The sequence below is a fragment of the Streptomyces sp. NPDC096132 genome (genome assembly GCF_044763345.1).
GTDB lineage: Bacteria > Actinomycetota > Actinomycetes > Streptomycetales > Streptomycetaceae > Streptomyces.
Window position 1 is genome coordinate 12,877 of sequence record NZ_JBIWGA010000041.1, and the last position, 20,516, is coordinate 33,392.

A 20,516-nucleotide genomic window follows, 5' to 3' on the forward strand; every position below is an offset into this window, starting at 1 on the left:
AGGGGACCTAGGGATCCTGTCGGGTTACTTCTGAAGGACCGACACGTCCTCGTCCGCCTCCGGGACCTCGACCGTGCCCCGGTCGTCCGGCAGGGTCTGGACGGTGAAGCCCGGGACGCCCTCCTTGGTCGCCGTCAGGGTGCGGGCGGCGTAGACCGGGGTGTCCGTGAGGGGTTCCACCGTCAGGGCGAACGTGCCCTTCAGGCCTTCCGGAACGGGGAGTTCGACGTTCTGGGTCGTACCGGACTTGATCGTGTACGTCTTGGAAGCGGCCGTTCCGCCCCCACTGCCCGCGGACGCGGTGACCTTCACCTTGGCGGTGCCCTTGGGTGCGGTCAGGGAGAGGGTGGACCCCTTGGCGGTGTTGTCGGCGGCGGACGCGCGCGTGCCGACCGGTGCGGACGCGGGGATGAACGCCGACTCCTGGTCGGCGCCCTTGCCGCGCAGGACCCGTACGGCCGCGACGACCGGCACCGACTGGTCCGTCGGCGTCAGGACCAGCGAGCCCGCCTCGCCGCGTGTGACGTCGCCCAGGTCGAGGGCGGTCGTCATGCCGCCCTTGACGTGCAGCGTCTCGTGTCCGGCCGGGGTGATCAGGCCGGTCGGGGAGGCGAGTTGGACCTTCAGGTCGGCGTCGGCGTCGCCCGGCGCGTAGGCGATCAGGCGGACGGCCGTGGCGTCCTTGGGGATGCCGGGGACGACCAGGCTGGGCGCCGGGTCGGTGGAGGCGGCCAGCCAGTCGCCGCCGAGCTTGTCGTCCAGGGCCTGCACCGAGGCGCCGACGCGGCCGCTGCGGATGTTGACGTGGACGGTGACGTCGTCCTGCTTCTCGGCGGTCAGCGTGTTCAGCAGGATCGGCTCGCTGGAATGCGGCGGGACCGTGATGCCCTCCCCCACCGTGGTCTGCAGGGCGCCGTCCTTGCCGTAGAGCTCGATGTCGGCGACGGCGGCGGAGTCGTCCGGGTTGGTGAGGTGGACGTAGTCGGTGCGGTCGGCGGCCGTGCTGACGCCCGGGAACCAGAACTCCGTGTCGGCGGCGGTGCAGGTGACGCCCTGCAGGCCGCGGCCGCTGCCGGCGGCGACCTGGGTGGTCTCCTGGATCGTCCAGCCGGGCGCGAACTTCCCCTCGGCCGTGCCCATGAGCGCGGGCGACTCGCCGCCCGAGGTGTCCCCGACGGCGGGGGTGCCGGGCGTCTTGGGGGTCACGACCGGCTTCTCGGTCTTCTTCTTGTCCTTGGCGCTCCCACCGTCGTCCGCCGCGTCCTCGGTGGCGGCGACGAGTTCGGCCGTGCCGTCGCTGCCCGTGCCCTTGGTGACGGGCGTGAAGGACGTGTACGACGTCTCGGCGATGTCGGAGGTGCTGGGCGGCGGGCAGAGCAGGCTCGTGCGCTCCACGGGCAGGACGGCGGCCGCCTTGGCCGTGTCGTCCGGGCCGGAGGCCGCGGGCTCGTTGAGCGTGGCGAACCCGGTGACGGCGGCGAGCGCGGCCGTGCCGGCGATCAGGGACAGGGTGGTGCGGTTCACTGCTGGCTCCCGTCGGGACGCTCGCTGCCGGTGCCGTGGGGGTGCTGCTGCGCCGGGTCGTAGGCGGGGTCGTAGCCCTGGTTGCCGTAGCCCTGGTCATAGCCGTACGTCTGCTCGTACGGCGCCTGCCCGCCCTGGCCGTCGTAGGCGTAGGGGTCGTACTGGCCGGCCTGGTAGGGGTCGTAGGACTGCTGGTCGTAGGTGCCCGCCGGGTACTGCTGGGCGCCCTGGTACTGATCGGTCTGGTAGCCGCCGTACTCGGCGCCCGCGTAGCTCGGCTGGTCCCAGTCGCCGTAGGACTGCTGCTGCGGAACCGCGACCGGGGGCTCCTCCGCAGGCTCCTCCTGTGCGGGAGGAGCGGGGAAGTCGTCGTCCTGGGGAGCGGATTCCTCGGCCTCCTCCGCCTGGGCGCGCAGGCGGCGGGCGCGGCGGCCCTCGCCGTCGATGGCCTGGGCGGGGATCGGCTGTTCCTCGGGGAGGTCGTCGTCGACGTCGCGGCGGCGGCCGGGCAGGGCGAGGACGACGAGGACGAGGGCGAGGAAGCCCTGCGTCCACAACCAGCCGGTGTGGGTGAAGGGGTCGTCGTAAGTGAGGTCCAGCTTCCCGCCGGAGGCGGGGAGTTCGAAGCCCTGGGCCCAGCCGTCGACCGTGGTGCCGGTGAGCGGCTTGCCGTCCAGGGTGGCGGTCCAGCCGTCGGCAGCGGCGTCGGCCAGGCGCAGGACGCGGCCGTCGGAGCCGGCCGGGATCGTCGCGTGGACGTCGACCGGGCCCGCGGCGACCGGGGTGGCCGTGCCCTTGCCGGATTCGGTGACGATCGCCGCGCGGGAGACCTCCTGGTTCACCCGCCACAGGGCGCTGCCGTTCTGCTGGCTGAGCCGCTTCAGGCCGGGGGTGGCGTCCAGGACGCGGGTGACCTCGCGGGGCGCGCCCTTGTGGACGAGGACGTATCCCACGGCGAACTTGCCGAGCTGGTCGGCCTGGTCGGCGCCGGAGCCGGCGACGAGGTTGGCGACGACCTTGTCGAGCTGCTCGTTCTCGCCGTCGGCCGCGGCGAGTTCGGCGTCGCCGAGGCGGGCGCCGGAGCCGCGGACCAGCATGTAGCCGACATGGGCGGCGGAGTCGCTGTCGAGGACGAGGGTGCGGGCCTGGTCGCGGTTGCCCGCCTCCTCGGCGACGAACGCGGGCACCTGGACGGGGTCGCGGCGCTCCAGGGGACCGTCGGCGCCGCCGATCATCCAGCCGGCGGCGAGCAGCAACGGGCCGGCGGCGGAGGCGAAGGCGATGAGGGCGGCGACCGGCTGGCGCCAGCCGAAGCTCTGTTCGGCCACGCGCGTGCGTGCGCCGTCGGCGCCCATGACGGCGGCGGCCAGGAGCGCGAGGCCGTAGACGAGGGTGGCGGGTCCGGCCCAGGTGGAGCTGTTGGACAGGACCGCGAAGACGAGGGCCACCAGGGCGACCGCCCAGGCCGTCCAGATGCCGAACTGGCGCTCGCCGCGCAGCAGGGCGGCGAGCGCGGCCAGGACGACGCCGATGAGCATCAGCCCGTCGACCGTGCCGGGTCCGCCGGGGCTGGCGGCGAGCAGGTCGAGTGCGGAGGCGGTGGACGGGCCGTAGTCCAGTCCGGCCTGGGTGAAGAAGCCGAACGGGAGCAGCGACAGCGACCAGGGCGCGAGGATCAGCAGGGGTGTGCCGAGCTGGGCCAGGAAGCGCAGGCCGTAGGCGGTGATGTCGGTGCGGCGCACGGCCAGGACGGCGATGCCGAGGACGAGGGCGAGGGGCCACACGATCGGTGTGAACGCGGTGGTGATCGTCAGCAGCAGTGCGTACGCCCAGGTGGCCCGCCAGCTGCCGCGGGCGCCCGAGGTGTTCGTCAGGCCGCTCGCGGCGGCTGCCGCGCGTGCGACGAGCGGCAGCAGGACGGCCAGGACGGCGGTGCCGACGCGGCCGCCGGCGAGGGCGCCGGTGGCGGCGGGCAGGAAGGCGTAGACGACGGCGGCCCACGCGCGCAGGAGGCGGGACTCGACAAGGGGCCGGGAGGCGAAGTAGGCGGTGAAGCCGGCCAGCGGCACCGAGCAGACGAGCAGCACGGTGAGGGCGAGGCCGGTCGAGCCGAACAGCAGCGTGGCGAAGGTCGCGATGATCGCTAGGTAGGGCGGGGCGGACGGGGTGCCGCCCGCGCCGACCGGGTGCCAGGCGTCGATGTAGCGCGACCACAGCTCGGAGGCGTCGGCGGGGGCGGGCAGCAGGGCGCCGCCCGCGAGCGCGCCGCCGCCGAGGAGGTTGCGGCAGGCCACGAGGGAGACGAGCAGCAGGACGACGAAGAGCACCGGGCCGGGCTTGCGGGCGATGCGCTTGAGGCGGGCGAACTGCTCGATCTCCAGGAAGTCGGCGTCGTCGCCGCCGGGCCCTGACTCCAGGCCGCCGCCGTGGCGTCCGGCGCCGCCGGCGGTCTCGGTGTCGGAGGCGCCGAAGAGGTTGCCGGCGACCTGTTCGACGGTGGCCCGGACGGTCGCGCCGGGCGGCGGGAACAGGGGCCGCAGCTCGCCCTTGTCGATCTGCGGTGTGCCGCGCCTGCGCCGCCCGGCGATGATCCGCTCGGGGCGCAGCAGGGTGCCCAGCAGGCCGCGGATCTCGTCGACGGCCTGGCCGGGGACCTTGCCGACGAGGTAGGCGACCGTGCGCAGCAGGGTGCCGAGGACCAGGCGCAGCAGGATCCAGGGCAGCAGGGCCGTACGGCTGTTGACGAGGAGGGTGTAGACGGCGCCGGCCTTGTCGACCTTGTGCGGGGAGGCCGTGGTGCGGCCCGCGCAGTCGACGGCGCGGCGCTCGCGGGAGGCGGCCTCGGCGTGCCGTACGACGGCCTCGGGGGCGATGAGGACGCGGTGGCCGGCGGCGGTGGCGCGCCAGCACAGGTCGACGTCGTCGCGCATCAGGGGCAGCCGGCGGTCGAAGCCGCCGAGTTCCTCGAAGACGTCGCGGCGGACGAGCATGCCGGCGGTGGACACGGACAGCACGGGCCGGACGTGGTCGTGCTGGCCCTGGTCCTGCTCGCGGCGGTCCAGGCCGGTCCAGCGGCGGCCGGAGGCGGCGATGGTGACGCCGACCTCGAGGAGCTGGCGGCGGTCGTACCAGCCGCGCAGCTTGGGGCCGACGACGGCCACGTCGTCGCGGCCCAGTTCGAGCTCGTTGTCCACGACGCGCAGCAGTTCGGCCAGGGCGTCGGGTTCGGGGGCGCAGTCGTCGTGCAGCAGCCACAGCCACTGGACGGGCTCTCCGTGCGGGAGCTCCGGCATGTCGTAGGTGTCGTCGCGCCACGTGCGCGTGACGGGGTCCCAGCCGCTGGGCCGCTTCAGGTAGGGCAGTTCCTCGGGGGTGAGGACCGGGGCGGTGCGGTTGGCCTCCTCGACGGCCTGGCCGAAACCGGTGCGCCGGGCGAGGTGCAGCACACGGTCGTCGCCGAGGGCGCCGGTGACCAGCTGCGCGGAGTCGTCCGAGCTGCCGGTGTCGGCGGCCATGACGAACTGGACGGGGCGCTCCTGGCCGAGCAGCCCGGCGAGCGCGTCGGGCAGCCAGCGGGCACCGTCGTGGGAGACGAGGACCGCGGTCACCACGTGACGCGGGAACTCAGGTGTGGCAGCGTCGTGTTGGGCTGCCGTGTGGCTGTGCACGGACATCGAGGTACGGGCCCCGGTTCGATGGACTGTGGTGGACGCCTGCGCCGCGCGGGGGCGGCGGGGTGTCTCTGACGAGCGCCCACACTATCGGCTGGGCACGACGACGGCCCGCCGCCTGTGGACAACCCACCTGCGACGGGCCGTTCAAGCCTCGTCCGCCCGCTCGGGCCGATGTCTCAGACCGCCGCCTTCTTCAGCCTGCGGCGCTCCCGCTCGGACAGGCCGCCCCAGATGCCGAAGCGCTCGTCGTTGGCGAGGGCGTACTCGAGGCACTCGGAGCGGACCTCGCAGGCGAGACAGACCTTCTTGGCCTCGCGGGTCGAGCCGCCCTTCTCGGGGAAGAAGGACTCGGGATCGGTCTGGGCGCACAGTGCGCGCTCCTGCCAGCCGAGTTCCTCGCCCGCGTCGTCGACCAGCAGTTGCTGCACCAGCTCGGTCATGTGCGCCCCTCGCTCTGTCTTTCGCGTCCCCGTGTACATGGCCGTTTACCGATGTCGGCGACATGGCCCATTACCGATGTCGGCTGAACGACACGAGTGAAATTACAAGTGTGCTGCTCCGGGCGAGTCAAGCCGAGATCTGCTATTGGGCCCCTTATTCACTCTGCGGAACCAAGGCCGTGCAGTAAGTGTTCAAATCGCCATAAACCTTGACAAGCAGATGAGGCGCTGGGGGCTCCGGGCCCCGCACAGCGCTTGTACGGAGAAGGACGCCCAAAAGTTCGATCCCGTTGCGACACGCGCGCGGAAGCGAACCTGATCACATACGGATCACGGACTCACAACGGCTCACGCGCCCGGCTTGTGCGCCATGTGTCCCCGTAGTCGCGTGCACAAACCTTTCACCTCACAGATGCACCGGATGAGGTGAACGGCGTCCCACATAGCGGGCGCCGAGTTGACACTGGCAGGTGTGAACCGATGTCCTAGTGGGCATGCTCGCGAACTTGGCACTCACCTCGACCCGCTCGGCCGGGTCCCACGGTGCTGCCCGCGCTCGCTGTAGCTGTTGTTGCTGTTCCAGCTGTTGAGCCCAACGCGCTCCGGCTGCCCCTCCTGAGTCCACCGCGACTCGGCTGTTGTTTCCCTCCGGCCCGTACCAGGGCGCTCCTGTTCCACCCGTGATCCGGGCGGACGGTCCGCGACACCCAGCCACCCCCCACTCTTCTGCCGAGGAACCACCCCACTCCATGAACAGCGACAGCGACCTCCAGATCGCCGGCGACATCCTCGAAGTCCCGCATCTGCTCCAGGCCCCGCGGGAGCACCCGGCCACCGTGGCCGAGTTCGTCGGCCTGGCCCGCGCGATCGCCGCCGACCGCGCCCAGTGGGAGCACCTGGTCCGGTACGACGCGACGACCCGCTGGTACCACCGGCTGCGCACCGGCCCGGGCTACGAGGGGTGGCTGCTGTCCTGGGTGCCCGGGCAGGGCAGCGGGCTGCACGACCACGGCGGCTCCTCCGGTGTGCTGACCGTCCTGGACGGCGAGCTGACCGAGCGCACGGAGCGGGGCAAGCGGGTGCTGGGGGCCGGCGGGCAGCGGGTGTTCGCGCCGGGGTACGTGCACGAGGTGGTCAACGACGCGCTGGAGCCGGCGGTGAGCCTGCACGTCTACTTCCCCGGCCTCACGGAGATGCCGATGCTCCCCCAGTCTCGGCTTCGCTCGACCGGGGGGACCCCCATCGCCTGCGCGGCACGCGAGACGTACGACGCGGTGGACGCCGTCACCGCGTAGGGCTCGGAGAAGCCGCCGTGTGCGGGGGTGTGGCTCGTACGGGTGGTCGGGTTGTCCACAGGTGGGCGGTTGTCCACAGGTGGGCGGCGGGTTGTCGTCGCAGCCTGCGAGACTGACTCCCATGCGCATTGTGGTTCTGGCAGGCGGCATCGGCGGTGCCCGGTTCCTGCGCGGTCTGAAGCGGGCCGTGCCGGACGCGGACATCACGGTCATCGGCAACACCGGCGACGACATCCATCTCTTCGGACTCAAGGTCTGCCCGGACCTCGACACCGTGATGTACACGCTCGGCGGCGGCATCAACGAGGAGCAGGGCTGGGGCCGGGCCGACGAGACCTTCCATCTGAAGGAGGAGCTCGCGGCGTACGGCGTCGGGCCCGAGTGGTTCGGGCTGGGCGACCGGGACTTCGCCACGCACATCGTGCGGACGCAGATGATCGGCGCCGGGTATCCGCTGAGCGCGGTGACCGAGGCGCTGTGCGACCGGTGGAAGCCGGGGGTGCGGCTGATCCCGATGACGGACGACCGGGTCGAGACGCATGTGGCCGTCGAGATCGAGGGCGAGCGCAAGGCCGTGCACTTCCAGGAGTACTGGGTGCGGCTGCGGGCCTCGGTGCCGGCGGAGGCGGTCGTGCCGGTCGGAGCCGAGCAGGCGAAGCCGGCGCCGGGAGTGCTCGAGGCGATCGCGGCGGCGGACGTCGTGCTGTTCCCGCCGTCGAACCCGGTGGTCTCCGTCGGCACGATCCTCGCCGTGCCCGGCATCCGTGAGGCGATCGCGGAGGCGGGGGTGCCGGTGGTGGGCCTGTCCCCCATCGTCGGGGACGCGCCCGTGCGGGGCATGGCCGACAAGGTGCTCGCGGCGGTCGGCGTGGAGTCGACGGCCGCGGCGGTCGCCGAGCACTACGGCTCGGGGCTGCTCGACGGCTGGCTCGTGGACACCGTGGACGCGGGCTCGGTGGAGCGGATCGAGGCGGCCGGTATCCGCTGCCGGGCCGTGCCGTTGATGATGAGCGATCTCGACGCGACCGCGCGGATGGCCCGGGAGGCGCTGAGGCTGGCGGAGGAGGTGCGGACGGCATGAGCGGGTCGGCCGAGAGGGGCTACCGGGTCTGGGCCGTGGCCGGGCTGCCCGAGGTGCAGGCCGGGGACGACCTCGCCAAGCTGATCGCCGCCGCCGAGCCCGGCCTCGTCGACGGGGACGTGCTGCTGGTGACGTCGAAGATCGTGTCCAAGGCGGAGGGGCGCCTCGTACGGGCGGACGACCGGGAGGCCGCGATCGACGCCGAGACCGTACGGGTCGTGGCGCGGCGCGGGGCGCTGCGGATCGTCGAGAACCGGCAGGGGCTGATCATGGCCGCGGCGGGCGTCGACGCCTCCAACACCCCCGCCGGGACGGTGCTGTTGCTGCCGGAGGACCCCGACGCGTCCGCGCGGGCGATCCGGGACGGGCTGCGGGACGCGCTCGGGGTCGACGTCGGCGTGGTCGTCACCGACACCTTCGGGCGGCCCTGGCGTGCGGGGCTCACCGACGTGGCGATCGGCGCCGCCGGGGTGCGGGTGCTGGACGATCTGCGCGGGGGTACGGACGCGCACGGCAATCCGCTGAGCGCGACGGTCGTCGCGACGGCGGACGAGCTGGCGGCGGCCGGGGACCTGGTGAAGGGCAAGGCGGCCGGGCTGCCCGTGGCCGTGGTCCGGGGGCTGGCGCATGTCGTGGCGGACGGCGCCGGGGAAGGCGCTTCGGCTCTGGTGCGCGGGGCGCGGGACGACATGTTCCGGCTCGGGACGTCGGAGGCGGTGCGGCTGGCGGTGACGCAGCGGCGGACCGTGCGGTCCTTCACCGACGAGCCGGTGGATCCCGGGGCGGTACGGCGGGCGGTCGCCGCGGCGGTCACCGCGCCGGCGCCGCACCACACGACTCCATGGCGGTTCGTGCTGCTGGAGTCGGAGGAGTCACGGGTCCGGCTGCTGGACGCGATGCGGGACGCGTGGATCGCGGATCTGCGGCGGGACGGGAAGTCCGAGGAGTCGATCGCCAAGCGGGTGCGGCGGGGTGACGTGCTGCGTCATGCGCCGTATCTGGTGGTTCCGTGCCTGGTGATGGACGGGTCGCACACCTACGGGGACGCGCGGCGGGACGGGGCCGAGCGGGAGATGTTCGTCGTCGCGGCCGGGGCCGGGGTGCAGAACTTCCTGGTGGCGCTGGCCGGGGAGCGGCTGGGGTCGGCGTGGGTGTCGTCGACGATGTTCTGCCGGGATGTGGTGCGCGAGGTACTGGGGCTGCCCGAGGACTGGGATCCGATGGGGGCGGTGGCCGTCGGGCATGCGGCGGAGGAGCCTCGGGTCCGGGCGGAGCGGGAAGTGGAGGGGTTCATCGAGGTGCGATGAGCGGGGCCGCGACTTCTGTGCCTGTTTCCGCGGGGCCCCTCGTACGCTCGTAGGGTCCCTCTCGATTCCCTAGGACCTCAGCTGTGTCAGGACGATTCGCTCCTCGGCCCACGCGTACGACGGTGCGCGGGGGGCATGTCGGTGTGCCCGGTGGGGTGCCTCGGCCCGCTCATGCTCCCGCGTCCGCTTCTGCTTCCGCGGCTGTGCGGATGCTGGTGCGGGAGTGGGTGCCGGAGGGGGTGCTCGATCTGGGGCTGGTGCTGGGCCCGTTGCGGCGGGGCCCCGGGGATCCCACGTTCCGGGCGATGCCCGACGGGTCGGTGTGGCGGGCCAGTCTGACGCCCGCCGGTCCGGGGACACTGCGGGTTTCGGTGGTGCCCGGTGGGGGTGCCGTGCGCGGGGAGGCGTGGGGGCCGGGGGCGGAGTGGCTGCTGGAGCGGTTGCCCGATCTGCTCGGGGCGGCCGATGAGCCGGAGGCGTTCGTGCCCCGGCACCGGGTGGTGGCGATGGCCCGGCACCGACGGCCGGGGCTGCGGTTGACGCGGACGGGGCTGGTGCTGGAGTCGTTGATTCCGTCGATCCTGGAGCAGAAGGTCACGACCGATGAGGCGTATCGGGCGTGGCGGTTGCTGGTGCGGAAGTTCGGGGAGCCGGCGCCCGGGCCCGCGGCGGGTGGGCGGCTGTGGGTGATGCCGGCCGCGCGGACCTGGGCGTTGATTCCGTCGTGGGAGTGGCATCGGGCAGGGGTCGACAACAAGCGGGCGTCGACGATTCTGCGGGCCGTTCGGGTGGCACGGCGGATGGAGCAAGCGGTGGGGATGTCCCCGGAGGACGCGCAGGCTCGGTTGGAGGTCGTGCCGGGGATCGGGCCGTGGACGTCGGCGGAGACCGTGCAGCGCAGTCATGGGGCGGCGGATGCGGTGACGGTGGGGGATCTTCATCTGCCGGGGATCGTGGGGTGGGCGCTGGCGGGGGACCGGGACGCGGATGACGCGGCGATGCTGGAGTTGCTGGCGCCCTATGCGGGGCAGCGGCATCGGGCCGCTCGGTTGATCCTGCTCAGTGGGCGGGTGCCGGAGCGGAGGGCTCCGCGGATGCGGCGGGGGGACATCGGGGCGTTGTGAGGGGCCGAGAGGGAAGGCCGGGGAGCCGGCGGCGGGCACTGCCGGGGGGACGGAAACGAAACGCCGGCTGAGAGGTGTTGGCTCAGCCGGCGTCGCGCTGGTTGTGTCGGGGGTCAGTGGTCCGAGGTGCTGTCGGGTGTCACTGGTCCGAGGAGAAGCGGACCGCGCCGGCCGGGATACGGGCGTCGCACCAGACCCTCGCGCCCTCGCGGAGTTCGTTGTCGGGGCCGACGACGGCGCCGTCGCCGATGACCGTGCCGGTGAGGACGGAGCGTTCGCCGACACGGGCGCGGGTGCCGATGAGGGAGTCGGTGATGACGGCGCCCGGTTCGATGACGGCGCCGGGGAGGATCGTGGAGCCGAAGACCCTCGCGCCCTCCGCCACGAACGCGCCCTCGCCGACCACGGTGCCGCCCGTGAGCTTGGCGTCCGGCGCGACCCTCGCCGTCGGGAGGATCAGACGGTCGCCGCAGCGGCCGGGGACCGCGGGCGACGGGGCCCGGCCCAGGACGAGGTCCGCCGAACCCCGGACGAAGGCCGCGGGGGTGCCGAGGTCGAGCCAGTAGGTGGAGTCGACCATGCCCTGCAGATGGGCTCCGGCGGAGAGGAGGTCGGGGAACGTCTCGCGTTCCACCGAGACCGGGCGGCCCAGCGGGATCGCGTCGATGACCGAGCGGCGGAAGACGTACGCGCCGGCGTTGATCTGGTCGGTGACGATCTCCTCGGGGGTCTGCGGCTTCTCGAGGAACGCCAGGACCTTGCCCGTCTCGTCCGTGGGGACCAGGCCGTAGGCCCGAGGGTCCGTCACCTTCGTGAGGTGCAAGGACACATCCGCCGAGGTCGCCTCGTGCGTGGCCACCAGTCGTCTGATGTCCAGTCCGGTGAGGATGTCGCCGTTGAAGACCAGGACCGGGTCGTCGGGGGCCGAGTGCAGGCGGGACGCCACGTTGCGGATGGCGCCGCCCGTGCCGAGGGGTTCCTCCTCCGTCACGTACTCGATGTGGAGGCCCAGGGACGAACCGTCGCCGAAGTACGGTTCGAAGACCTCCGCCAGATAGCTCGTCGCGAGGACGATATGGTCCACGCCCGCCGCCTTCGCCCGCGCCAGTTGGTGCGTGAGGAACGGCACCCCCGCCGCCCTGACCATGGGCTTGGGCGTGTGCACCGTGAGCGGGCGCAGCCGGGTGCCCTTGCCGCCGACCAGGAGGATCGCTTCAGTCACCTTCGTCTCTGCTTCCTGCCGGGACCGGCCGAACTGTCATTCGACCGGCCAGTGTATGCAGACCGTTGTGTGGCGCTTTCCAGGCCGTGCGGTGTTCCGTCCCAGTCCCAAGGAGACTGTCCCCCCGACGGCTGATGAATTGTGCCCCCACCTGGATGTGTTCTCCGGCCGTTCGGGTGCGCCCGGTCCCGCGAGGACCGGTGCGCCCGGTCCCGCGAGGACCGGTGCGCCCGGTCCTGCGAAGACTGGTGCGGCCGGTTCGGCGAGGACCGGCGCGGTCCGTCCGGGGGGCCTCCCCTGGCCCCCCGGAGTTGCCGAGCCGCGGCCCGCCTCAGCGTCCTTGGTAGGACGCGGCGGTCGAGCGGGCCGTGCCGAGCTTGCCGTACAGCTGCTTGCCCGGGCATTCCGTGGCGAACCCGTCCCGATGTCCGGAGATCACATTCAGTCGTACGTTCTTTCCCTTTGCGTAGAGATTGCCACCTCCGGACTTCAGGTATGTCTTTCCTTTCGGATTCGCCCCGAAGAGACCGAGTTTCCATGCCGTCAGACTCGCGATGGCCTTGACGGTGGCCGAGTTCGGCTTGGCGGAGGTGAACGTGCCGAGGACGGCGATCCCCGTGCTGTTGGTGTTGAAACCGAGGGTGTGAGCGCCCATGACCGCCTTCGCCACACCACCGGCACGGCCCTCGTAGATGGTTCCGCACTTGTCGATGAGGAAGTTGTAGCCGATGTCCCGCCAGCCCATGCTCTTGACGTGGTAGCGGTAGATACTGCGGATGACGGACGGGGCCTGGGAGCACGTGTAGTTGTTGCCCGTGGCCGTGTGGTGCACGAAGGCCGCCTTGACCGTCGTCGTGTAGCGGAAGCCCGCCTCCCGCATGCTCTCGTCCGCGCCCCAGCCGCGGCGCGTGACGATGCTTGGGCGCGGGCCGATGTACGGCTTGGTGGCGGGCTGCGCCGCGGGCCTGGCGGCGGGCTGCGCCGCGGGCCTGGCAGCGGGCTTGGTGGCGGGCTGCGCCGCGGGCCTGGCGACGGGCTTCGTCGCGGGCCTGGCAGCGGGCTTGGTGGCGGGCTGCGCCGCGGGCTTGGTGGCGGGCTTCGTCGCGGGCTTGGTGGCGGGCTGCGCCGCGGGCTTCGTCGCGGGCTTGGCGACGGGCTTGGCGACGGGCTTCGTCGCGGGCCTGGCGACGGGCTTCGTCGCGGGCTTGGCGACGGGCTTGGCGACGGGCTTCGTCGCGGGCCTGGCAGCGGGCTTCGTCGCGGGCTTGGCGACGGGCTTCGTCGCGGGCTTGGCCGCCTGGTTCGGCTTCTGCTTTGTCGTCGTGTGCGGCGTTTGCTTCGGCGTCTTCTTCGAGGGCTTCGAGCCCTTCGCCTTATTCGTCGGATCGTCGTCGCGCAGGGAGCGGAGTTCCCGCTCCGTCTGGTCGCGGTTCAGGGCGGGGATCTCCGCCGCGCCGAGGGGGGCGAGGTCCGCGTTCGCGGCGGAGGCGGCCAGCGCCTCGCGCGTGGCAGGGGTCGCGGGCCCGGCGGCCGGCAGGGCTCGGCTGCGCGGCGGTCCCACCGGGACGTGCACGGGGGCGGGGGAGCCGGGGTCGACAAGTTCCAGGCGCAGGCCGGCGGGGAGCGGGGCGGGCACGGAGAGGGTACGGACGCCATGGCCCGCCTCCCCCGTACGGCCGCGGGTGTCGGGGTGGACGCGGACCTCGACGCCGTCGGAGTCGCCGACCCACAGGGGGGCGGTGGCGCCGCGGACATGGCCCGAGGTGCGTTCGGCGGTGCCGGGGTCGGCACCGTGGTCGGCGTTGTGGGTCTCCACGTCCTGCCAGCCGGACCAGGAGTTGCCGCCGGCCGGACGGGTGCGGACCTGGACGCGGCCGTGCAGTTCGGCGTCCGGGTCGTCCCAGACGACGCCCAGGAGGGAGAAGCGGTGCACGTCCCTGCGGGGCAGGCCCCGGTCGACGTTGCCGAGGGCGCGGTCGCGGGTGAGGGGGGTGAGGGGCAGCGACTGGGTGCTGCCGGGGAGGGAAGTGGCTCTGGTGTCGGCGGTGTCGGCGGTTTCGGCGGTTTCGGCGGTTTCGGCGATGGGTGCGGTGCCGGCCTCCGCGGTCGGCGCCGGTCGCACTGCCGCCGCCGTGGCGGGCGACGTCAGTGGCAGGGCGAGGGCGGCCGCGCAGGTGACACCGATCGAAGTAGCAAGCAATCCACGCATGCGAACGATCGTGGACATAGCCATACATATCTGTCCATTGGGGACTTGACGGGTCGTCGGGAGGGTTCCGCCGAACCGGTGGCTCCGTGGCCGTCCGGCGTTCGGCCGAACCGGTGGCCCGGTGGTGGGTGCGGCGGCGGGGCGGCGCGTACGCTTGCGCGGGTGAACGCCACCGATCGCACCCCTGCCGACCTGCTGCGTTCCGCGCTTGCCGCGGATCCCGCGCGCCCTCTGGTGACCTTCTACGACGACGCCACGGGCGAGCGGGTCGAATTGTCCGTGGCCACCTTCGCCAACTGGGTGGCCAAGACGTCGAACCTGCTCCAGGACGGGATGTCCGCCGAGCCCGGGGACCGGGTCGCGCTGCTGTTGCCCGCGCACTGGCAGACGGCGGTGTGGCTGGTGGCGTGTGCGTCGGTGGGGGTGGTCGCGGACGTGGACGGGGATCCGGCTCGGGCGGACTTCGTGGTGGCGGGGCCGGGGCGGTTCGAGGAGGGGCTCGCGTGTGGTGGGGAGCGGTATGCCCTGTCGCTCGCCCCGCTCGGGCGGCGGTTCGTGCCGGGGCCTCCTGAGGGGTATGCCGATTATGCGGTGGAGGTGCCGACGTACGGTGATCGGTTCGTGCCGTATGTGCCGGTCGATCCTGAGGCGGCTGGGCTCGTCGTGGCCGGGGCGGAGTTCACGGGGGCGGAGATCGTGGAGCGGGCTCGGGGCGAGGCGGCGGGGTGGGGGTTGACGGGGCCTGGGTCTCGGCTGCTGTCGGGGCTGCCGTTCGACACCTGGGACGGGTTGAGTGCGGGGCTGTACGCGGCGCTGGCGAGTGGGGGGTCTGTGGTGTTGTGTCGGAATCTGGAGCGGGTGGGTGAGGAGACGGTGGCCAAGCGGATCGAGAGTGAGCGGGTCACGGCGACGGCCAGGTAGCCCACGTTCTCTCGCCCCCGCCGCCCTTACCCTTCCCATCCCCAGGGGCTCCGCCCCTTCGACCCCGGCGGGGCTTCGCCCCTGCACCCCCTGGGGGCTGCGCCCCCAGACCCCCGCTGTCGGCCCTGAACGGGCCTCGTCCTCAAACGCCGGACGGGCTGGATATACCCGGCCGGGCTGACAGGTGAAGCCCCCTACGGGTGGGTGGGGGTTCCGGACGGCACAAGCCCCGCCCGCGGACACCGGGCGGGGCTGAAATACACCCCGGGCCGCACTCACAGGCGACGGCCCCTACGGGTGGATGAGGGTTCGGAACGGCATAAGCCCCGCCCGCGGACGCCGGACGGGCCCCGGCCGACACTCACAGGCGAAGCCCCCTACAGGTGGGTGGGGGTTCCGGACGGCACGAGCCCCGCCCGCAGACACCGGGCGGGGCTGAAATACACCCCGGCCCGCACTCACTTGGTTCACCCGATTGGGGTAGTTCCGGCCGCAGCCGAGCCTGGGGCGCGGCATCGTCGTAGGGACGGCACCGGCACGCTCGCAGGAGCGGGACGGACATGCCCGTAGAGGCGGCACGAACGCGCCCGCAAGGGCGGCACCAGCACACCCGTGGAGGCGGAGCGAGCACGACCGCAGAAGCGAACGAACACGACCACCAAGGCGGAGCGAGCACGACCGCCCAAGCCAACGAACACGACCACCAAGGCGGAGCGAGCACGACCGCCCAAGCCAACGAACACGACCGCAGGGCCGCAGAGGCGGTGTCGATCGGCCGGACGTGGGAGGGGTGGTGAGCAGACGTGAAGGGCATACGTGGGGCCTCGGCCGGGGGGTGGGGGGTGGGGAGGCGGGTCGGGTGCGGGGTGGGGGCGCTTGTGCTGTTGCTGGGGGGCAGCGGGGTGGTCGGGTGGGTGCTCTACGCGAAGCTCGACGGGAACATCACGCCCGACGAGGCGGCCGCGGCGGAGCTCGCGCGGTATGCGAAGGAGCGGCCGACCTCGCTGGTGAAGGACGCGCAGAACGTGCTGCTGATCGGGTCGGACTCGCGGGCGGGGGACGACAACGGGCAGTACGGGACGGACTCGGGCACCGAGCGGTCGGACACCACGATCCTGCTGCATCTGTCCAAGGGGCGGCACAGCGCGACCGCCGTGTCCGTGCCGCGCGATCTGATGGTGGACGTGCCGGCCTGCCGGCGGCGGGACGGGACGCGCGGGGAGGCCATGTTCGCGATGTTCAACTACGCCTTCGAGACGGGCGGGTCGGCCTGCACCATCCGGACGGTGGAGAAGCTGACCGGGGTGCGGATCGACCATCACGTCGTCGTCGACTTCAGCGGGTTCAAGGACCTGGTCGACTCCGTGGACGGGGTGGAGGTCTGCCTGAGCGAGCCGATCGAGGACAAGGACGCGCGGCTGCGGCTGCCCGCGGGAAGGGTGACGCTCGACGGCGAGCAGGCGCTCGGGTACGTGCGGGCCCGCAAGTCCCTCGGGAACGGCAGCGACACCGACCGGATGGAACGGCAGCAGCGGTTCCTCGCGGCGCTCGTCAACAAGGTGCGGAGCAATGACGTCCTGCTGAATCCGGTGAAGCTGTATCCGGTGCTGGACGCGGCCACGTCCTCTCTCACCACCGACCCGGATCTGGCGAGCCTGCGCGGACTCTACGAACTCGTGCGCGGTCTGCGCGACATTCCCACCGAACAGGTGCAATTCCTGACCGTTCCGCGGGAGTCGTACGTCTACAACACCAATCGCGACCAACTCATGGAGCCCGAGGCGGAGAAACTCTTCGAACAACTGCGCACCGATGGTCCGGTCGTCGTTTCTCACGAACTTCCCATGAAATCGGGCTCTTCGGAGTCGGGCGAACACGGACCGTACGGGGTTCGGGCCCCCTCCCCCACGCCACCGGCCCCGACGTTCCGCGGAAACACCGCCGCCGAGGACGGCTGCGGGTAAAGCGCTTGCCAAGTCGAGGTCTCGTAACGAACTCCAGTCCAAAGAAATGGGGCGGATTGCCCGGTTGTAGGGACGTGGAATTTGTCACGGCCGTCGCTCCACGTTGAACTGGGCGGATAGTGTGAGCGATCCGGTGCACCCACCGCGAGGTCCGTGCTGGGGTCGTGCACTGAGTGACCGAGTGAGACTGAGTGACCGAGACGACCCGAGCGCCTTAGGGGGAAAGGCGCCGCGTGGCCCCGACGGAGGATTCGGAAACCGTGGACGCGCAAGGCCGTGGGCGGGCGGACAACATCGATCCCGCAGACCAGTGGGTGCTCAATCCGAACACCGGCGAATACGAACTGCGACTGACTCCTTCCGCACCGCAGTCGGCGGTCCCCGGACCCCGTAGAGCCGCGTCCCGCGCGGCGACGGCGGCCGGTGCCCCGGGAGCGGCGCGCGGGCGTACGCCGGCACCGGACCGGGAGTCGCCGGCGGAGGCGCCGGACCGGGTGCCGGGGCCGCGCCGTCGGCGGGGCGTGCCGGAGGAGCCGCCGCCGAGCAGGCGCGGACGCCGGCCGGTGAAGAAGAAGTCGAAGGCGAAGAAGATCCTGCTGTGGACGGGCGGGACGATGGCCTTCGTGCTCGTCGGCACGGCCGCTGCCGCCTACCTCTATCTCGAGCACCTCAACGACAACATCACCGCCGTCTCCGACGACGGCGCGAGTACCGGTGGCTTCCAGAAGGACAAGGCGATCAACATCCTGTTGATCGGCACCGACAAACGCACCGGCTCCGGCAACAAGGGCTACGGCGACGCCAACAGCGTCGGCCACGCGGACACCACGATCCTGCTGCACGTCTCCAAGGACCGTACGAACGCGACCGCGCTGAGCATCCCGCGCGACCTGATCGTGGACGTCCCGGACTGTCCGACCACCCAGGAGGACGGCACCACGAAGGTCATCAAGGGCACCGAGAACGTCCGCTTCAACACCAGCCTCGGCCAGGAGGAGCGCACACCGAGCTGCACCGTGCGCACGGTCACCGAGCTGACCGGGATCCAGGCGGACAACTTCATGGTCGCCGACTTCAACGCGGTCAAGACGCTGACCTCGGCCGTCGGCGGTGTCGAGGTGTGTCTGGCGAAGGACATCGACGACCCGGACTCGCATCTGAAGCTGTCCAAGGGCACGCACACCATCGAGGGCGAGCAGGCGCTGGCGTTCCTGCGCACGCGGCACTCGGTGGGCTTCGGCGGCGACCTGAGCCGGATTCAGCTGCAGCAGCAGTTCCTCAGCTCGCTGATGCGCAAGCTGAAGTCGAACGACACGCTCACCAGCCCCACCAAGATGATCAAACTGGCGGAGGCGGGCACCAAGGCGCTGACCGTCGACGCCAAGCTGGACAGCATCGGCAAGCTCAAGGACCTGGGCCTGGAGCTGGGCAAGCTCAACGTCAAGAACCTGACCTTCACCACCGTGCCGGTGCTCGACAACCCGGCGGAGAAGGTCAAGGCGACGGTCGTGCTGAACGACAGCACCGCGCCCACCGTCTTCCAGATGATCAAGGACGATGTCTCCTTCACCGAGGTGAAGCAGAAGGCCAAGGAGTCCAAGAGCGCGGCCGCCGCCGAGGCCGCCGCCCGGCTCAAGGGCACCAAGTCCGCCGCGTCCGAGGTCCGGGTGCGGGTCATGAACGGCGGAGCCCCGGCCGGCAGCGCACAGGAGACTCTTAACTGGCTGCAGAATGATGAGGGCGTGACGAAGTCCGAGAACGCGGGCAACGCGCCGAAGGAACTGAGCAAGACGACACTCGAGTACGACCCCGACCAGGCGGACCAGGCACGCAGGCTCGCCGACATCATGGGGCTGCCCGGAACAGCGCTGAAGCCGGGTGAGAGCGTCGAGAACGCCCAGGGTCTGCCGACGATGACGCTGACGCTGGGCAAGGACTTCAAGGGCGCGGGCGTCTCACTCACGGCAGCGACGACGGTGCCGGACTCGGTGCAGAAGTCCACGGCGGACAAGGTCGAGTGCGCCAAGTAGGTAACCCTACGGGCCCGTCGTGCGTCTGACTTGACGCGGGACGGGCCCGTGTCAGGCGCACGTCCGGGAGGGGCAGGGGAATTGGCGACGACAAGCGGGATGCGGGGTGGGGTGCCTCCGGTCGAGGACACGATGTCCCTGACGCCGGTGGACAAGAACGCATCCGACGACGACGGAGGCCGAAGAGGCGGCCGCAACGCGGATCGCAAACGGCGCAGGCGGCGTGTGCTGCGCTGGTCCGCGACGGTGCTGGCGCTGGTCATACTCGGCGGCGCGGGTGCCGGATACCTCTACTACGAGCACCTCAACAGCAACATCAAGAGCGACGACCTCAACCTGGGCGACGCCAAGGACCGCGCGGCCAAGACCGAGGCGAACTCGGCGGGGCAGACCGCGCTGAACATCCTGCTGATCGGCTCGGACGCGCGCGACAGTGCGGAGAACCAGAAGCTGGGCGGCGCCAAGGACACCTACGGCGGCACTCCGCTCGCGGACGTCCAGATGCTGCTGCACGTGTCGGCGGACCGCAAGAACATGTCGGTGGTGAGCATGCCGCGCGACACGCTCGTCGACATGCCCAAGTGCACGGACCCGGACACGAAGAAGGTGTACCCGGCGAGCACCCGGACGATGACCAACGAGTCGCTGGGCCGCGGCGGCCCGGGCTGCACGGTGGCCACCTGGGAGAAGCTCACCGACATCCACATCGATCACTTCATGATGATCGACTTCTCGGGTGTGGTGTCGATGGCGGACGCGATCGGCGGCGTCCCCGTGTGCGTGGACGCCAACGTCTACTCGCACACCAGCAGCGGCAAGGGCTCCGGTCTGAAGCTGGAGGAGGGCACCCACTCCATCAAGGGCAAGCAGGCCCTGCAGTGGCTGCGCACGCGCTACGGCTTCGAGGACGACACCGACCTCGCCCGCGCCAAGGCCCAGCACATGTACATGAACTCGATGGTCCGTGAGCTGCGCGCCAACGCCAAGCTGACCAACCCCAACAAGCTGCGCAAGCTCGCCGAGGCGGCGACGAAGGCGATCACCGTCGACGACGGCCTGGACACCATCACCAAGATGTACGACCTGGCCACCGAGCTGCAGAAGGTGCCCACCGAGCGCATCACGATGACGACGATGCCGAACGCGTACGACACCGTCCAGACCGGGCGGGTGGTGCCCACCGAGGACGCCACGAAGCTGTTCCGGCTGGTGCGCGAGGACATAGCGCTCGACGGCAAGGACGAGAAGAAGGCCACCGCCAGCCCCTCGCCGACGGTCACGGACACGGCCGCCGCGGACGAGGAGATCGCGGTGCAGGTGCACAACAGCACCCGTACGGGCGTCTACGCCCCGGTCTCCGGGCGGGCGGCCGCGGTCACCCAGCTGCTGCAGGACAAGGGCTTCACCGAGGCCGTCGCGGACACCTCCGCGGCCACCTCCGAGGAGACCACGGTGATCCGCTACCCGAGCGCCGACCTGCAGGCCGACGCGCAGCGGGTCGCGAAGGCCCTCGGTATCCCGACGAGCCAGGTGAAGAAGTCCACCGACGTGTCCGGGATCACGCTGTACGTGGGCGGGGACTGGCGGTCCGGCACCAAGTACGAGGCGCCGGAGAAGGACGAGGACGACAACACGACGCCCAAGTCGGCGCAGGCGATGAACGGCGCCGACGACTCCCAGTGCATGCACGTGGACCCGAACTACACCTGGTAGTCCGGGTCCGGG

General features: G+C 71.6%; 13 protein-coding genes. 8 read left to right on the plus strand and 5 right to left on the minus strand.

What is annotated here, in order from left to right; translation table 11 throughout:
- Nucleotides 1-24 precede the first annotated feature (24 nt).
- The 3 genes from ACIRF9_RS47890 to ACIRF9_RS47900 all read right to left on the minus strand — a co-directional run bounded on the left by ACIRF9_RS47890 (nucleotide 25) and on the right by ACIRF9_RS47900 (nucleotide 5,638).
- Nucleotides 25-1,524 (minus strand): DUF5719 family protein, encoded by a 1,500-nt coding sequence (locus ACIRF9_RS47890; RefSeq protein WP_403836394.1) that lies wholly within the window; start codon nucleotides 1,522-1,524, stop codon nucleotides 25-27.
- The gene (locus ACIRF9_RS47895) at nucleotides 1,521-5,198 is read right to left on the minus strand and encodes a glycosyltransferase (RefSeq protein WP_403836395.1); all 3,678 of its coding nucleotides are present in this window, start codon (nucleotides 5,196-5,198) and stop codon (nucleotides 1,521-1,523) included. Before ACIRF9_RS47895 ends, ACIRF9_RS47890 begins: the two co-directional genes overlap by 4 nt.
- A 176-nt stretch (nucleotides 5,199-5,374) precedes the next feature.
- Nucleotides 5,375-5,638: a WhiB family transcriptional regulator gene (locus ACIRF9_RS47900; protein WP_030792866.1), complete on the minus strand. Its 264-nt coding sequence runs from the start codon at nucleotides 5,636-5,638 to the stop codon at nucleotides 5,375-5,377.
- Between the two features lie 749 nt (nucleotides 5,639-6,387).
- On the opposite strand from ACIRF9_RS47900, the gene ACIRF9_RS47905 reads away from it, so the two are divergent.
- The 4 genes from ACIRF9_RS47905 (at nucleotide 6,388) to ACIRF9_RS47920 (ending at nucleotide 10,445) form a co-directional block, all read left to right on the plus strand.
- Nucleotides 6,388-6,933: a cysteine dioxygenase gene (locus ACIRF9_RS47905; protein ID WP_403836397.1), complete on the plus strand. Its 546-nt coding sequence runs from the start codon at nucleotides 6,388-6,390 to the stop codon at nucleotides 6,931-6,933.
- A 121-nt stretch (nucleotides 6,934-7,054) separates the two neighbouring features.
- Entirely contained in the window at nucleotides 7,055-8,014 is a 960-nt protein-coding gene (cofD, locus tag ACIRF9_RS47910) for a 2-phospho-L-lactate transferase (protein ID WP_403836399.1), read from the plus strand.
- Nucleotides 8,011-9,321, plus strand: coding sequence for a coenzyme F420-0:L-glutamate ligase (locus ACIRF9_RS47915; protein ID WP_403836401.1), 1,311 nt, complete (start codon nucleotides 8,011-8,013; stop codon nucleotides 9,319-9,321). The genes cofD and ACIRF9_RS47915 overlap by 4 nt, the downstream gene beginning before the upstream one ends.
- A gap of 83 nt (nucleotides 9,322-9,404) precedes the next feature.
- Nucleotides 9,405-10,445, plus strand: a complete 1,041-nt coding sequence (locus ACIRF9_RS47920) for a DNA-3-methyladenine glycosylase family protein (protein WP_403836403.1) — start codon at nucleotides 9,405-9,407, stop codon at nucleotides 10,443-10,445.
- Between the two features lie 139 nt (nucleotides 10,446-10,584).
- Here the strand turns inward: ACIRF9_RS47920 and ACIRF9_RS47925 are convergent, their stop codons facing one another.
- Together ACIRF9_RS47925 and ACIRF9_RS47930 are read right to left on the minus strand one after the other, a co-directional pair.
- Nucleotides 10,585-11,667, minus strand: coding sequence for a sugar phosphate nucleotidyltransferase (locus ACIRF9_RS47925; protein ID WP_403836405.1), 1,083 nt, complete (start codon nucleotides 11,665-11,667; stop codon nucleotides 10,585-10,587).
- Nucleotides 11,668-11,998: 331 nt separating this feature from the next.
- On the minus strand, nucleotides 11,999-13,876 hold the full coding sequence (locus ACIRF9_RS47930; RefSeq protein ID WP_403836407.1) for an N-acetylmuramoyl-L-alanine amidase: 1,878 nt from the start codon (nucleotides 13,874-13,876) through the stop codon (nucleotides 11,999-12,001).
- A 162-nt stretch (nucleotides 13,877-14,038) separates the two neighbouring features.
- Here ACIRF9_RS47930 and ACIRF9_RS47935 point away from each other — a divergent pair, with 162 nt between their 5' ends.
- From ACIRF9_RS47935 to ACIRF9_RS47950, 4 genes are all read left to right on the plus strand, one after another.
- Complete coding sequence (locus tag ACIRF9_RS47935; protein ID WP_403836409.1) at nucleotides 14,039-14,797, plus strand: TIGR03089 family protein; 759 nt, start codon at nucleotides 14,039-14,041, stop codon at nucleotides 14,795-14,797.
- Between the two features lie 878 nt (nucleotides 14,798-15,675).
- Nucleotides 15,676-16,761: an LCP family protein gene (locus ACIRF9_RS47940; protein WP_403836411.1), complete on the plus strand. Its 1,086-nt coding sequence runs from the start codon at nucleotides 15,676-15,678 to the stop codon at nucleotides 16,759-16,761.
- A 260-nt stretch (nucleotides 16,762-17,021) separates the two neighbouring features.
- A complete protein-coding gene (locus tag ACIRF9_RS47945) occupies nucleotides 17,022-18,791 on the plus strand; it encodes an LCP family protein (RefSeq protein WP_403836413.1) in 1,770 nt (589 codons plus the stop codon).
- 132 nt (nucleotides 18,792-18,923) lie between these two features.
- Entirely contained in the window at nucleotides 18,924-20,504 is a 1,581-nt protein-coding gene (locus tag ACIRF9_RS47950) for an LCP family protein (RefSeq protein ID WP_403836415.1), read from the plus strand.
- The last annotated feature ends 12 nt before the right edge of the window (nucleotides 20,505-20,516 follow it).

What these genes read in the sequence shown, in the direction of transcription:
- ACIRF9_RS47930 (WP_403836407.1), bottom strand. Translation starts at nt 13,876, where the DNA reads ATGCGTGGATTGCTTGCTACTTCGATCGGTGTCACCTGCGCGGCCGCC.
- ACIRF9_RS47905 (WP_403836397.1), top strand. Translation starts at nt 6,388, where the DNA reads ATGAACAGCGACAGCGACCTCCAGATCGCCGGCGACATCCTCGAAGTC.
- cofD (WP_403836399.1), top strand. Translation starts at nt 7,055, where the DNA reads ATGCGCATTGTGGTTCTGGCAGGCGGCATCGGCGGTGCCCGGTTCCTG.
- ACIRF9_RS47895 (WP_403836395.1), bottom strand. Translation starts at nt 5,198, where the DNA reads ATGTCCGTGCACAGCCACACGGCAGCCCAACACGACGCTGCCACACCT.
- ACIRF9_RS47900 (WP_030792866.1), bottom strand. Translation starts at nt 5,638, where the DNA reads ATGACCGAGCTGGTGCAGCAACTGCTGGTCGACGACGCGGGCGAGGAA.
- ACIRF9_RS47950 (WP_403836415.1), top strand. Translation starts at nt 18,924, where the DNA reads ATGTCCCTGACGCCGGTGGACAAGAACGCATCCGACGACGACGGAGGC.
- ACIRF9_RS47915 (WP_403836401.1), top strand. Translation starts at nt 8,011, where the DNA reads ATGAGCGGGTCGGCCGAGAGGGGCTACCGGGTCTGGGCCGTGGCCGGG.